General features: G+C 60.0%; 13 protein-coding genes and 1 pseudogene. 7 read left to right on the forward strand and 7 right to left on the reverse strand.

The window, feature by feature from the left end; all coding sequences use genetic code 11:
• Nucleotides 1–78 precede the first annotated feature (78 nt).
• The 4 genes and pseudogenes from ACM6IK_RS22075 to ACM6IK_RS22090 all read right to left on the reverse strand — a co-directional run bounded on the left by ACM6IK_RS22075 (nt 79) and on the right by ACM6IK_RS22090 (nt 2,625).
• Nucleotides 79–924 carry a methyl-accepting chemotaxis protein gene (locus ACM6IK_RS22075; RefSeq protein ID WP_414876082.1) on the reverse strand — a complete coding sequence of 282 codons (846 nt, stop codon included), beginning with the start codon at nt 922–924 and terminating at the stop codon, nt 79–81.
• An 18-nt stretch (nt 925–942) separates the two neighbouring features.
• Nucleotides 943–2,016 (reverse strand): annotated as a pseudogene (locus ACM6IK_RS22080) (cache domain-containing protein); the annotation flags it as partial.
• Between the two features lie 100 nt (nt 2,017–2,116).
• Nucleotides 2,117–2,419: a cell division protein ZapA gene (locus tag ACM6IK_RS22085; RefSeq protein WP_414875994.1), complete on the reverse strand. Its 303-nt coding sequence runs from the start codon at nt 2,417–2,419 to the stop codon at nt 2,117–2,119.
• Nucleotides 2,416–2,625, reverse strand: coding sequence for a hypothetical protein (locus ACM6IK_RS22090; protein ID WP_108216486.1), 210 nt, complete (start codon nt 2,623–2,625; stop codon nt 2,416–2,418). Before ACM6IK_RS22090 ends, ACM6IK_RS22085 begins: the two co-directional genes overlap by 4 nt.
• A 518-nt stretch (nt 2,626–3,143) precedes the next feature.
• Here ACM6IK_RS22090 and ACM6IK_RS22095 point away from each other — a divergent pair.
• From ACM6IK_RS22095 to selO, 3 genes are read left to right on the forward strand one after another with little or no spacing between them, the layout of a single operon-like run.
• Nucleotides 3,144–4,886, forward strand: coding sequence for a potassium/proton antiporter (locus tag ACM6IK_RS22095; protein WP_095943230.1), 1,743 nt, complete (start codon nt 3,144–3,146; stop codon nt 4,884–4,886).
• Between the two features lie 34 nt (nt 4,887–4,920).
• Complete coding sequence (gene mscK, locus ACM6IK_RS22100; protein WP_414875995.1) at nt 4,921–8,289, forward strand: mechanosensitive channel MscK; 3,369 nt, start codon at nt 4,921–4,923, stop codon at nt 8,287–8,289.
• Between the two features lie 48 nt (nt 8,290–8,337).
• Nucleotides 8,338–9,801, forward strand: a complete 1,464-nt coding sequence (selO, locus tag ACM6IK_RS22105) for a protein adenylyltransferase SelO (protein ID WP_414875996.1) — start codon at nt 8,338–8,340, stop codon at nt 9,799–9,801.
• 6 nt (nt 9,802–9,807) lie between these two features.
• Here selO and ACM6IK_RS22110 read toward each other — a convergent pair whose 3' ends face one another.
• Together ACM6IK_RS22110 and ACM6IK_RS22115 are read right to left on the reverse strand one after the other, a co-directional pair.
• Nucleotides 9,808–10,209, reverse strand: coding sequence for a helix-turn-helix domain-containing protein (locus tag ACM6IK_RS22110; RefSeq protein ID WP_218475921.1), 402 nt, complete (start codon nt 10,207–10,209; stop codon nt 9,808–9,810).
• Nucleotides 10,206–10,502: a type II toxin-antitoxin system HigB family toxin gene (locus tag ACM6IK_RS22115; RefSeq protein WP_095943234.1), complete on the reverse strand. Its 297-nt coding sequence runs from the start codon at nt 10,500–10,502 to the stop codon at nt 10,206–10,208. Before ACM6IK_RS22115 ends, ACM6IK_RS22110 begins: the two co-directional genes overlap by 4 nt.
• A gap of 198 nt (nt 10,503–10,700) precedes the next feature.
• Here ACM6IK_RS22115 and trxC point away from each other — a divergent pair, with 198 nt between their 5' ends.
• Complete coding sequence (trxC, locus tag ACM6IK_RS22120; RefSeq protein WP_414875997.1) at nt 10,701–11,135, forward strand: thioredoxin TrxC; 435 nt, start codon at nt 10,701–10,703, stop codon at nt 11,133–11,135.
• 109 nt (nt 11,136–11,244) lie between these two features.
• Here the strand turns inward: trxC and ACM6IK_RS22125 are convergent, their stop codons facing one another.
• Nucleotides 11,245–12,015: a ParA family protein gene (locus tag ACM6IK_RS22125; protein WP_414875998.1), complete on the reverse strand. Its 771-nt coding sequence runs from the start codon at nt 12,013–12,015 to the stop codon at nt 11,245–11,247.
• Nucleotides 12,016–12,371: 356 nt separating this feature from the next.
• Between ACM6IK_RS22125 and ACM6IK_RS22130 the strand changes: the two genes are divergently transcribed.
• From ACM6IK_RS22130 to ACM6IK_RS22140, 3 genes are read left to right on the forward strand one after another with little or no spacing between them, the layout of a single operon-like run.
• A complete protein-coding gene (locus tag ACM6IK_RS22130; RefSeq protein WP_414875999.1) occupies nt 12,372–13,097 on the forward strand; it encodes a beta-ketoacyl synthase chain length factor in 726 nt (241 codons plus the stop codon).
• A complete protein-coding gene (locus ACM6IK_RS22135; RefSeq protein ID WP_414876000.1) occupies nt 13,073–13,882 on the forward strand; it encodes a lysophospholipid acyltransferase family protein in 810 nt (269 codons plus the stop codon). The genes ACM6IK_RS22130 and ACM6IK_RS22135 overlap by 25 nt, the downstream gene beginning before the upstream one ends.
• On the forward strand, nt 13,863–14,123 hold the full coding sequence (locus ACM6IK_RS22140; RefSeq protein ID WP_414876001.1) for a phosphopantetheine-binding protein: 261 nt from the start codon (nt 13,863–13,865) through the stop codon (nt 14,121–14,123). The genes ACM6IK_RS22135 and ACM6IK_RS22140 overlap by 20 nt, the downstream gene beginning before the upstream one ends.
• Nucleotide 14,124 lies beyond the last annotated feature (1 nt).

Consider the following 14,124-nt stretch of genomic DNA (forward strand, 5'->3'; position numbering starts at 1 on the left):
TGGCCACAAATCTTGTGTACAACACACAACCCCTGTGGGAGCGAGCTTGCTCGCGATGGCGTCAGAACAAACAACACATCACTTCAACTTGAACCCACCCATCTGCCGCGCCAGATCATCCGCCAACCGCTGCAACGTCTGGCAATCATCCAGGCAAGCCCTGACCTCCCCCGCCGTCGCCCGCGCCAGGTCGGAGATCCCCTGCACGTTCCGGTTGATTTCCTCGGTCACCGCCGATTGCTCTTCCGTCGCCGTCGCCACCTGATGATTCATGTCGCTGATGCGTTCCACTTGCCCGGTAATCGCGGTCAACGAAGCCCCGGTACGCTGGCTCGACTCGACACCCGTGCCCGTCGCGGCTTGCCCGGAATGCATCGATGACACGGCGTTTTCCGCGCCTTGCTTGAGGCTGCCGATCATCTGCTGGATTTCATCGGTGGAGGCTTGAGTACGTCGTGCCAGGGTCCGAACTTCATCGGCGACCACGGCAAACCCGCGCCCCATGCCCCCGGCCCGTGCAGCTTCAATGGCCGCATTGAGCGCTAGCAAATTGGTTTGCTCGGAAATCCCGCGAATCACCGCCAGCACCTGATCGATGGACGCCACTTGATGGGCCAGTTCACCCACCGCCGTGGCCGCGACGCCGATTTCCCGGGACATGCTCTCAATGTGGCGGATCGAACCACCCACGACCTCCCGCGCCTGCATCGCTTCGTCACGCGCAGTTTGCGATGCGAACGCTGCATTGCCGGCGTTTTGGGCGATGTCCTGAACGGTCAGGCCCATTTCGTGAACCGCTGTGGCGACCATGTCGGTCATTTCCTGTTGGCGGCCGGAGCGTTCGGCGGTGTTGTCCACCACTCGCGCCACCTGCCCGACCGCGGCGCGCAGGCGTTCGCTGGTGGTCAGCACTTCGCCGATCATGTCGCGCTGGCTATCAAGGAACCGATTGAAGCCGCGAGCCAGATCACCCAGCTCATCGACGCGGCTGGAATCTAACCGGTGAGTCAAATCGCCACCACCGCTACCGATGGCCACCAGCGCGGCTGTTACCTGACGAATCGGCCGTACCAGCCCACGGGCCAGCAACACCAACAGCAACAGGCACACAATCGCCACCGCCAGGCCGATGCCGCTGCTCATCCACATAGCGCGGCGGGCTTCGGCGTAGATCTGCGATTGCGGCACTTCGGCCACCAGGGTCCAGCCGAGATCGCGCAATGGCAGGCTCAATGCGAGGAAGTCTTCGCCGTCGCGGGTAAAGCTGCTGTTTGTGGCAGTTTTTTGACCAATGACGGCTTGCGCCGCTGACTCGCCAATCTGCTCAGCCAGCGTGCGCTTGCCGCTGAATTGCGCCTCGGGATGGACCTGGATCAAACCGTCGGAACGCACGAGATAGACCTTGCCGCGCTCACCGAAGCTGAAGTTGTGGATCAGCTCCGACAGCTCTTTCATGCTCAGGCCAAGCCCGGCAACACCCACGACTTTACCGGCCTGCTCGACTTTGAAATCGATGAAAAGCGCCAATTCTCCGGTCGCCGTGTCATTGTCGATATTGAGGGTGCGCGGCTGGTTACTGTCGAGAAATGAGTAGAACCAGGCGTCTTTCGGATTGGATCGGCTGAGGGTCCGGTCCAGGCCTTTTTCAGTGAAGTAATGGTTGGACGCCGTGCCGACAATAATCGCGGTAAAGGCCCTGTGCTCGGCGCGGATGCCTTCGAGATAGGCAGTAAAGGTGCTGGCCTGGGCACCGTCTTCACCCTCTGCCAACCAGTTGCGCACCATGCTGTTGCTGGCGATGTCCTTGGCGGCGGTGAGGGGTTGGACGAGGATGCGCTCGATGTCGTTGCGCATCGCTTCGATGCTCGACGGCAAGGCTTGCTCGACCAGATAGCTCTGGGCGAGACGATTGACCACCAGGGTATAAATGCCCACCACGATCAGAATACTGACCAGCAAGGCGCTGCCCATACTCAGGATCAACTGCCATTGAATACTGCGTCGCCAGAACTGCATGGAGCACCCCCAAAGAATAAGAGGCTGAAACACTGCAACAGCCGTGCCGATTGTATACAAACCAACCGACAATTTATTCTTTGGTTGTGCGCAAAACCGATCAGGCCTGATTGATCGTCTTGGAGATCACTTCAACCGTGGCGCTGACTTGCTCTTGGTAACGGTCGAGTTCGAGCTTGTGCTGCTTCTGCATTTCGATCTGCCGGGAGCACAGATTCATCGCCGCCAGCACCAGCAGTCGGTCACCGATCAGCGTCGGGTACTTCCTCTTGGTTTCGGCCAGGGCTGCCTTCAACATCAATGCGGCGTCCAGCAGGGTCTGCTCTTCCCCGGCCGGAGCCTTGATCGAATAGTCCTCTCCCAGGATCGAGACGACCTTTACCCCTGCGGCGTTGTAACTCATGCGCTGACAGGACCTGCGCTGACACGCTCAACCAGGGCCTGGATGCGAGCTGCCGTGGTGCCTTGTTTCTCTTCGTATTCCATCAGGCTCAGTTGCAGGCTTTCGTTTTCATCTTTGGCCTGGGCCAGTTCCGCGCTCAGGTTCTGGTTCTGTTGCACCAGGTCGCTGACCAGTTGTTCCAATTGGCTTAGGGATGCTTCCAACATTTTGATTTTCCGGGCTTTTTCAAAGGGCGCGTACGATAAAGAAAAGTCACCCTGGATGCCAGGGTTATACAGGCGCAAAGCCTTGATTTTGCTGACGGGCAACCTTCCTCGCGAGTTTTAAAGACTGTGATTGGCCGATCTGGTTCCTGCACTTCGTCGCACAAGGTGCGACGAGCTACGAACTGTCACGTTTGGCGGTGGACCAGAACACCCTGGTTCGGCGGTTTAGCCTCTAACCGCTAACACAATACCTGTGGCGAGGGGGCTTGCCCCCGTTGGGCCGCGTAGCGGTCCCCATCCCGATCACCATGTCTACACCGTTGAAAAGCATCGCCGGATTTACGACTGCTTCGCAGCCGAACGGGGGCAAGCCCCCTCGCCACAATGATTTCACCCGGCGTGAAGAATCGCCTGCAAAAAGCTTTTTGACAGCATCACATTTCAACAGGTTAGAATCGCTGGCACGCAGACTGCATGGTCAGTTTGCGCCCGCCTTTCAGCTTTCTGGAGTACTGCCTTTGAATGCGACGACCATCAACAGCCTGTTCTTGATCGGCGCGTTGCTGGTAGGTGCGAGCATTCTGGTGAGCTCACTTTCGTCCCGTCTCGGCATCCCGATTCTGGTGATCATCCTGGCCGTCGGCATGGCGGCCGGTGTCGATGGCGCCGGCATTCTTTTTGATAACTACCCCACGGCCTATCTGGTGGGCAACCTCGCGCTAGCGGTGATCCTGCTCGACGGTGGCTTGCGCACCCGGGTGTCGAGTTTCCGCGTGGCATTATGGCCGGCGCTCTCGCTGGCCACGGTCGGGGTGCTGATTACCACCGGGCTGACCGGCATGGCGGCCGCCTGGCTGTTCAACCTGAACCTGATCCAGGGCCTGCTGATAGGCGCCATCGTCGGCTCCACCGACGCCGCGGCGGTGTTCTCGCTATTGGGTGGCAAAGGCCTGAACGAACGGGTAACCGCCAGCCTTGAAATCGAATCCGGCAGTAACGACCCGATGGCGGTGTTCCTCACCGTCACCCTGATCGACATGCTCGCCAGCGGCCAGACCGGCCTGCACTGGAGCCTGCTGACCCACCTGCTGCGCGAGTTCGGTATCGGGGGCGTCATTGGCCTGGGCGGAGGCTGGCTGATGCTGCAACTGGTCAATCGCATCAACCTGGCCACCGGCCTGTATCCGATTCTGGTCATTGCCGGCGGGTTGGTCGTCTTTGCCCTGACTAACGCCCTGCACGGCAGCGGCTTCCTGGCGGTGTACATCTGCGGCCTGGTAATCGGCAACCGCCCAGTGCGCAGCCGCCACGGTATTTTGCACATGCTCGACGGCATGGCCTGGCTGGCGCAGATCGGCATGTTCCTGGTGCTGGGGCTGCTGGTGACGCCTCACGATCTGCTGCCTATCGCCTTGCCGGCACTGGCGCTGGCACTGTGGATGATTCTGTTTGCCCGGCCGCTGTCGGTGCTGGTTGGCCTGCTGCCGTTCAAAGCCTTCCATGGTCGCGAGAAAGCGTTCATTTCCTGGGTCGGCCTGCGCGGTGCGGTCCCGATCATTCTGGCGGTGTTCCCGCTGATGGCCGGCCTGCCCAACGCCCAGCTGTACTTCAACCTCGCGTTCTTTATCGTGCTGGTGTCGCTGCTGGTTCAGGGCACGAGCCTGCCGTGGGTCGCCAAGCTGCTGAAGGTGACGGTGCCCCCGGAGCCTGCCCCTATCTCCCGCTCGGCCCTGGAAGTGCACGTCACCAGCGAGTGGGAACTGTTCGTCTATCGCCTCGGCGCGGAAAAATGGTGCATCGGCTCGCCCCTGCGCGAGCTGAAAATGCCCGAAGGCACCCGTATCGCCGCCCTGTTTCGCGGTCAACAATTGCTCCATCCGTCGGGTAGTACGGTGCTCGAAGTCGATGACCTGCTGTGTGTCATCGGCCATGAACACAACCTGCCGGCCCTCGGAAAACTCTTCAGCCAGGCGCCACAACGAGGCCTCGATCTGCGCTTCTTCGGCGACTTCGTTCTCGAAGGAGACGCCCAGCTGGCCGCGGTTGCGGCCCTCTATGGCCTGAAGGTCGAAGGCATCGATCCGGACATGTCTCTGGGCCACTTCATTGCCCAGAAGGTCGGTGGTGCGCCGGTGGTGGGTGACCAGGTGGAATGGAACAACACCATATGGACCGTGGCGGTCATGGACGGGAACAAGATCGGCAAAGTGGGCGTCAGATTCCCCGAAGGAAGTCGCCCGGGTCCCGGACTCTTCCTCTAAACTGCTTCCACTATCACTTGCTTGACCGGTCTTTATGCCTAACCTGCGCTCCATTTTCGCCATTGCCCTTTTGGGCTTGAGTCTCTCTGTCGGCACCCTTGGTTTATCGCAAGCGGTGCAGGCGGCCGAACCACCCTCCAGCGAAGCCGTGCAGGCGAACCTGGACAAGATCGCCGACCGCAAATTGCCGGAAGCCGATCAGAAGGCCCTGCAAACCGTTCTGCAAAACACCCTGAGCCAGCTCAACAACAAGCGTGATTACGAGCAGAAACTGACCGCGCTCAAGCAGCAATTGAACAATGCGCCCAAACAGACCCTCGAGAACCAGCGTGAACTGACCCGCCTCAAGGCCAGCACCGTGGTGCCAGTGGCACAGCGCTTCGCCAAAGAACCGATCCAGCAGCTGGAACAATTGCTCACCGAGCGTTCCACCCAGCAAAGCGACCTGCAAAAAGCCCTGGCCGATGCCAACAGCCTGATCATCACCGCCCAGACCCGCCCCGAGCGTGCTCAAGCGGAGATTTCCAGCAGCCAGACGCGCATTCAGCAAATCAACACCCTCCTCAAGAACGGCAAGGACGGCGGCAAGACCTTGAGCGCCGAGCAGCGCGACCAGCTCAATGCCGAACTTGCAGCGCTGAACGCTCTGATCCCGCTACGCCGCCAGGAACTGGCCGGCAATACCCAATTGCAAGACCTCGGCAACAGCCAGCATGACCTGTTGTCGGAGCGGTCCGACCGCCTGGATCGGGAAATCCAGGAACTGCAAACCCTGATCAACCAGAAGCGTCTGGCGTTGTCCCAGGAAACGGTCACCCAGCAATCCATCGAAGCGCAGAAGGCCGGCGGCAGCAGCCTGCTGGCCACCGAAAGCGCGACCAACCTGAAGCTTTCGGACTACCTGCTCAAAAGCACCGACCGCCTCAACGAAGTCACCCAGCAAAACCTGCAGACCAAGCAACAGCTGGACAGCCTGACCCAGAGCGATGCAGCCCTGGACGAGCAAATCAACGTGCTCAAAGGCAGCCTGCTGCTCTCGAAGATTCTCTACAAACAGAAACAAGCACTACCGCGCCTGCGGCTCGACCGCAACCTGGCCGACCAGATCGCCGACATACGCCTGTACCAATTCGAAGTCAGCCAGCAACGGGAGTTGCTGAGCAATCCGACCACCTACGTCGAAAACCTGCTGTCGACCCAGCCGCCCGAGCAAGTCACGCCGCAACTGCGCAAAAGCCTGATGGAGCTAGCCACCACCCGCACCGACCTGCTGGAGCGCCTCAATCGTGAACTGAGCGCGGTGCTCAATGAGTCCATCACCCTGCAACTGAACCAGAAACAACTGCTCAGCACGGCGCAAAGCCTGCGGGCGACGCTCGATGAGCAGATGTTCTGGATCCCGAGCAACAAGCCGCTGGACCTGGAGTGGATTCACAGCGTGCCGGATCGCCTCGAGCGGCAACTCGACTCGCTGCCGGTACTTTCCAGCCTGAGCGAACTGACCGACGGTCTGACCCAGCGCCCGCTGCTGTTCCTGCCACTGGCACTGCTGATCGGTGCGCTGCTGTGGCGGCGCAAGAATCTGTACGCGCGACTGAACAAGGTTCACCAGGACATCGGTCACTTCAAACGCGATAGCCAGTGGCACACGCCGCAGGCGATTCTGATCAATATTCTGCTGGCGATGCCGGTTTCCCTGGGCCTCGCCTTGTGCGGGCTGGCCCTGCGAATCGACGCCCGTGGGCAGAACGCCAATATGGGCGCGGCGCTGCTGCAAATGGCCGGGGCCTGGCTGGTGTTCTACACCGCCTACCGGATCCTCGCGCCGGGCGGTGTGGCAGAACTGCATTTCCGTTGGGAAAAGCCCCAGGTGGAATTCCTGCGCAGCTGGGTCCGCCGCCTCGGCATAGTGGTGATGGCACTGGTGACCGTAGTGGCCGTTGCCGAGCTGCAACCGGCGGCGCTGGCCGATGACGTGATCGGCATGCCGGTAGTGCTCACCTGCTACGCCTTGATGACCTTGCTGCTCAGCCGCTTGCTCATCAGCAGCCCGACCCACGAGAACGCCTCGCTGTTCCGCAAGCTGGTGGGGATATTGTTCACCGCCCTGCCCGTCGCGCTGTTCGTGGCGGTGTGCTTCGGCTACTACTACACCGCGCTGAAGCTCAGCGACCGCCTGATCAATACCCTGTACCTGCTGATGCTCTGGCTGGTGATCGAAGCCACCTTCGTGCGAGGTCTCAGCGTTGCGGCGCGTCGCCTGGCTTATCAGCGCGCCCTGGCCAAACGTAACGCAGCGAAAGAGACCGCCGACGGCGAAGCAATCATCGAAGAGCCGACGATGGACATCGAGAAGGTCAACGAACAGTCCCTGCGCCTGATCCGCCTGGCATTGCTCGGCGGTTTCATGGCGGCACTGTATTGGGTCTGGGCCGACCTGATCACGGTGTTCTCGTACCTGGACAATGTCACTCTCTATGAATACACCAGCGGCACCGGCGCCAACATGAGCATGGTGCCGATCAGCATCGGCGACATGCTCGGCGCGCTGATCATCATCGGTATCACCTTCGCCCTGGCGCGCAACCTGCCCGGTCTGCTGGAAGTGTTCGTGCTGTCCAAGCTCAACCTGGCCCAGGGCAGCGCCTACGCGACCACCACGTTGCTCTCGTACGTGATTGCCGGCGTCGGTTTCGTCTCGACGCTGTCGACCCTCGGCGTAAGCTGGGACAAGTTGCAATGGCTGGTGGCGGCACTGTCGGTCGGCCTCGGTTTCGGCATGCAGGAGATCTTCGCCAACTTCATTTCCGGCATCATGATCCTGTTCGAACGCCCGGTGCGGATCGGTGACACCATCACCATCGGCAACCTGTCGGGCACTGTGAGCAAGATTCGCATCCGTGCCACGACCATCACCGACTTCGATCGCAAGGACATCATCGTCCCGAACAAGACGTTCATTACCGGGCAGTTGATCAACTGGTCGCTGACCGACACCATCACCCGGGTGACCCTCAAGCTCGGCGTCGACTACGGCTCGGACCTGGACCTGGTGAAGGAGCTGCTGCTCAAGGCCGCGCGCGATAACCCGCGCGTACTGAAAGACCCGGAACCCCATGTGTACTTCCTGAACTTCGGCGAAAGCACCCTCGACCACGAGTTGCGCATGCATGTGCGCGACCTCGGCGACCGCAACCCGGTGCTCGACGAGGTCAACCGCTTCATCAACCGAGAGTTCAAGAAACAGCACATCAACATCTCGTTCCGGCAGATGGAGGTTTACCTCAAGAACCTGCACGGCCAGGAATACAAGATGGTGCCAATCGAACCGGAAGCGAAGACCATCGTGCCGTTGGTCGACGGCAAGCCACCGAAAGAGCCGCCCGCCGCCGAACTCGACTAACCAGCCATTCCCCAGCAGAATGCTCGGACATTCTGCTGGAGCCGGCCCTTGAAAGCCCTCGACGAACTCACTTTCGATAATCGCTTCGACCGCCTGGGCGATGCGTTTTCCGCCCATGTGCTGCCCGAGCCCATCGATAATCCACGCCTGGTGGTGGCCAGCCCCGCCGCCATGGCGCTGCTGGACCTCGACCCGGCCGCGGCCGAAACCCCGGAGTTCGCCGAACTGTTCAGCGGCCACAAGCTCTGGGCCGATGCGATTCCCAGGGCGATGGTCTATTCCGGGCATCAGTTCGGCTCCTACAACCCGCAACTGGGCGACGGTCGCGGCCTGTTGCTCGGCGAGGTGTACAACGAGGCCGGCGAACACTGGGACCTGCACCTCAAGGGCGCCGGCCAGACACCGTTTTCACGCATGGGCGACGGCCGGGCGGTGCTGCGTTCGTCGATCCGCGAATTCCTCGCGTCCGAAGCCCTGCAAGCCCTGAACATCCCGACCACACGCGCCCTGTGCGTGATCGGCTCCGACACCCCGGTGTGGCGCGAAAAGCAGGAGCGCGCGGCCATGATCCTGCGTCTGTCGCCAAGCCATGTACGCTTCGGCCACTTCGAATATTTCTACTACACCCAACGCCCCGAGCAGCAGAAAGTGCTGGGTGAGCACGTGCTGGCCATGCACTTCCCGCAGTGCCTGGAGCAACCGGAGCCGTACCTGGCGATGTTCCGCGAAGTGGTCGAGCGCAATGCCGAACTGATCGCCAAATGGCAGGCCTATGGCTTCTGCCACGGGGTGATGAACACCGACAACATGTCGATCCTGGGGATTACTTTCGACTTCGGCCCGTTCGCCTTCCTCGACGACTTCGACGCCAATTTCATCTGCAATCACTCCGACGACCAGGGCCGCTACTCTTTCAGCAACCAGGTGCCGATTGGCCAGTGGAACCTCAGCGCGCTGGCCCAGGCCCTGACGCCGTTCATCAGCGTCGAAGCCCTGCGCGAAACCCTCGGCCTGTACCTGCCGCTGTTCCAGGCCCATTACCTGGACCTGATGCGCCGCCGCCTCGGCCTGACCACTGCCGAAGACGACGACCAGAAGTTGCTGGAGGGCCTGCTGCAACTGATGCAAAACAGCGGCGTCGACTACAGCCTGTTTTTCCGTCGCCTGGGTGATGAAGCACCGCAACAGGCCATCACCCGCTTGCGTGATGATTTCATCGACCTCAAGGGTTTCGATGCCTGGGGCGAACTCTACGTCGCCCGGGTAGCCCGTGAAGGCACCCTTGATCAACAGCAGCGCCGCCAGCGGATGCACGCGGTCAACCCGCTGTACATCCTGCGTAACTACCTGGCGCAAAAGGCCATCGATGCAGCAGAGAGCGGCGACTACTCGGAAGTCCGCCGGCTGCACGCAGTGCTGAGCAACCCGTTCGAGGAACAGCCGGGGATGGAAAACTATGCAGAGAGGCCGCCGGAATGGGGCAAGCATCTGGAGATCAGTTGTTCGTCGTGAGGCGGGTCAGATAAAGACGTCTACTGGCACATTGAATCGCTCGGCCAACCAGCGGATCTGCCGCAGGTTGAGCTGGCGCTTGCCGCTCAGGATCTCCGAAACGACCGACTGAGGGCCGACGCCAGGCAGGTCGCTTTGAGTCAATCCATGTTCGCGCATCATGTAACCAAGCACTTCGGCACCTGTGGCTTCGGGCATGGGGTGATGCTTGTGGTCCCATTCCTCAATCCAGTCACCGATGATGTCCACCAGACTCATCAGGGGATGCGACTCGTCAACTCCGGTCATCTCGAGCAACTCGTCGAGTGCCTGCACCAGCGTGTCATAGTCGTCTTCATTTTTGGGTTTGCGTAGCAATGGCGATACGAACTCCCAGTGCTCCGCCGCGTTTTTGATCAGAACGCTCATGTTCTTCCCTCCTTCCATTTACCGCGGTCATATTCGCGGTGATCCAGCACATGCTTGATGTAGATTTTTTGATGCTGATACCGAACATAGGCGATCAGCCGTAATTTGTTACCGCCAATATCGAAAACGTGAAACTCACCGACCTTGTCGATCGCGGGAAATGAAGATTTCATCGCCGCAAAATCATTTGGCTTGATGCGCTTTACCATTCGATACCACTGGTCCAGTGCGCTGGCCGCCTGCGGCCACTTTTCCTTGGCGTCCCAGATTCGTTTTTCGGAAAACACTCGCATGCAACATCCTTATCGCATTCTGCTATGGATGAGTTAAACACATGGATTTTTTATCGCAAGTTGCGATACACCCGGGCAGACCAACGGTCTCAATCGGATCCTTCCCTCAGCCTAGTTTTATTGCCTGTCGCTGCACGATTGAAAATATAAGCAAACGTCTCCAACTAGGTGTTATCAGCTTCCCATTGGATCTTGCTCATGACCGACCCACTCCACATCCCCTGCCCCCACTGCAACGGCCTCAACCGCATACCCGCCACGCGTCTCGACGATCATCCAAAATGCGGTCGCTGCAAGGCTGAAGTCCTGCTGAACAAGCCGTTTGAATTGAAGCAAGGCGACTACGCCAGCCAGATCAAGGGCGATCTGCCGCTGTTGGTGGATGTGTGGGCGGACTGGTGCGGGCCGTGCAAGTCGTTTGCACCGGTGTTCGAGCAGGCCGCCGGGCAACTGGAGGGCAAGTGTCGACTGGCCAAGCTGGACAGCGAGGCGAACCAGCAGTTGTCGGCACAATTGGGGATTCGCTCGATTCCGAGCCTGATTCTGTTCAAGAACGGCCGGGAAGTTGCCCGGCAGAGCGGGGCCTTCCCGTTGCCGCAATTGATGAGCTGGTTGCGTAGCCAGGGGCTGTAGGAGCGAGCTTGCTCGCGAAGGCGGTGTATCAGTCAACAGAGATGTTGAATGTGAAGCCCTCATCGCGAGCAAGCTCGCTCCCACAGTGTTTCTATGTAGCCGACCAGGATCAGGCGTTTTCCAGCAGGTTGTGCAGTTCGACAAACTGCTGCGTCAGCTTGTGCCGCGGGTCGAGATGGATCAGCGGCGTGTTGGCCTGGTGGGACTCGCGCATGCGTACCGAGCTGGCCAGGTACACCGGCAACACCGGCAGGCCTTCGGCAATCAGTTCGTCAAGGATTTGCTGGGGCAGGCTGGCGCGGGCCTGGAACTGGTTGACGACGATGCCTTCGACTTCCAGGCCTTCGTTATGGTCGTCCTTCAACTCTTCGATTTCCGCCATCAGCCCGTACAGTGCCTGACGTGAAAAACTGTCGCAATCGAAGGGGATCAGCACACGATCGGCGGCAATCAACGCTGAAACCGCATAAAAATTCAGCGCTGGCGGAGTATCGAGGTAAATCCGGTCGTAGTCTTCGCTCAGCTCTTCAAGCAGCTTACGCAGCTTGTTGATCTTGTGTTTGGCTTCAAGCTTTGGCTGCAAATCCGCCAGCTCGGCGGTGGCGGTAATGACATGGAGGTTATCGAACGGGGTTTCGTAGATGTCGACCTGATTCTTTTTGGAGAACGGCCCTGAAGACAGCGTCTGCTTGAAGAAGTCGGCGATGCCCATCGGGATTTCGCTACCGGTGAGCCCCGTCAGGTACTGAGTGGAGTTGGCCTGGGCATCGAGATCCACCAACAAGGTGCGAAAACCCTCGCTGGCACTGACCGCCGCCAGATTGCAGGCGATGCTGGATTTGCCAACGCCACCTTTCTGATTGAACACCACGCGCCGCATGTCAAAACCTCCGTGTATCAAAGAATGACCGAGTGTAGTGGCCCACCGCGTTGCTTCGCTACCTTGCCGGCACAGGGACTACACAGTCAGTTGCCTTTTCCTGCTTGAAAAGCCCTGAACGGCCCGGTGACTCAACGCCAGAACCGACAGACGGAGTAAAAAAATTGTGAATAATTACCAATCGTTCAATTTCTTCGGGTCAGCCGCTTCATCTTATTGAGCAAAATGTAACCAGCATTTGCTACACGTTCCCGGCACCGGGATAATGCGCGCCACTCGGCGCCAAACGCCACGCAGGGTGAGTCTCGGCTCTCGGCAACTCCCCCGCGTCAAGTAAGCCCGTGAGGGTGGGATGAATGTCTGTGATCAACTTCAACATCGCCCAATGGCGCGCCTGGGCCCCGGGGCTTGAAAGCGTGAGCGATTGGCAGGCCTGGTGCCGACAACCGGTCGTGCTGCCGGACAGCGATGCCGTTCCCGACGTTTCGTTTCTGCCGGCCATGCAGCGTCGGCGTCTGAGCCGCCTGGCGCGGATGGTCTTCAGTGTCGGCTGGCCATTGGCCGAAGGTCGGCAGGATCTGCCATTGGTCTTTGTTTCCCGTCACGGCGAAACGCCCCGCACCGTCGACATTCTCAGCGACCTGGCCACCGATCAGCCGCTGTCGCCGACCCGGTTCAGCTTGTCGGTGCATAACGCGATTATTGGCTTGTGGTCGATCATGCGTGGTGAAACCAGCGAAATGACCGCCCTGGCTGCCGCCGGCGATGGCCTGGAACACGGCATGCTGGAAGCTGCCGCGCTGCTGGCGGAAGGCGCTGGCGCGGTACTGCTGGTGGTCACCGAAGAGCGGCCGCCCGAGGCTTACTCGACCTGGATCGACGACGTGCCGTTCCCTTATGCCGTCGGCTTGCTGATCACACCCGGTACCGACTGGCGGTTGTCCCTGAACAGCCCCACGGATGCGTTGTCCAACCCCTGCTGGCCACACGCGCTGAATCTGTTGCGTATGCTGCTCGGCCAGCAAACCACCTGCCAACATGCCTGGAAAAATCGTGTATGGACCTGGCAACGCAACCTGTGACCGAGAAAAACCGCGACGCCTACTACTGGCGCTTGCTGGCCACCGCCGCGAGCTTTGCCCTGTTCGGGCTGGGCGGGCTGTGCCTGCGCCTGGTGATTTTCCCTGTGCTGAACTGCCTGCCGGGCGACGCCCGGACCCATCGGCTGCGGGCCCGGCAAACGGTCAGCCGCTGTTTCTGGATTTTCGTGCGTTTCATGGCCCGCACCGGCGTGCTGACCTACAACATTGAAGGCGCGGAAAAACTCGGTCGTCCCGGACAAATGATCATGGCCAATCACCCATCGCTGATCGACGTGGTGTTTTTGATCGGCCTGGTGCGTCACGCCAACTGTGTGGTCAAGCAAAGCCTCTGGGAAAACCCTTTCACCCGTGGACCGCTGCGCTGCACCGAATACATCAGCAACGACGGCAGCATGGACATGCTCGACGCGGCCGCCGACGCATTGAAAGACGGCCAGACCCTGATCATTTTCCCCGAAGGGACGCGCACCCGGCCCGGCCAGACGCCGGCCTTTCATCGGGGCGGCGCGGCAATCGCCCTGCGGGGTGCGAAAATCCTCACCCCGGTCATTATCAAGGTCAGCCCGACCACATTGACCAAGGCTGAGCCCTGGTATCGCATCCCCAAGCGGCGCGTGCACTTCAGTTTCCGGGTCGGGGCCGATATAGACCCACAGACTTTCGCCACGCAGGGGCCGGCTCCGCAGGCCTCGCGCAAGCTCAACGATTATCTACATTCTTACTTTATTAAGGAGCTCGCCGAAGATGAGCGATCTGCAACGTGATATCAAAATGCTTATCATCGACGCCCTTGGCCTGGAAGACATCAGTGCCGACGACATCGGCAACGACCAGACCCTGTTCGGCGAAGGCCTGGGCCTGGACTCGGTGGACGCCTTGGAACTGGGCCTGGCCATCCAGAAAAAATACGGCATCAAGATCGACGCCGATGCCAAGGACACGCGCAATCACTTCAGTAACGTGGCGAGCCTTGCAGCGTTCGTCACCGCAAAACAGGCAGCTTGAG

Source organism: Pseudomonas sp. IT-196MI5 (genome assembly GCF_949767415.1).
In the GTDB taxonomy this organism is placed as follows: domain Bacteria; phylum Pseudomonadota; class Gammaproteobacteria; order Pseudomonadales; family Pseudomonadaceae; genus Aquipseudomonas.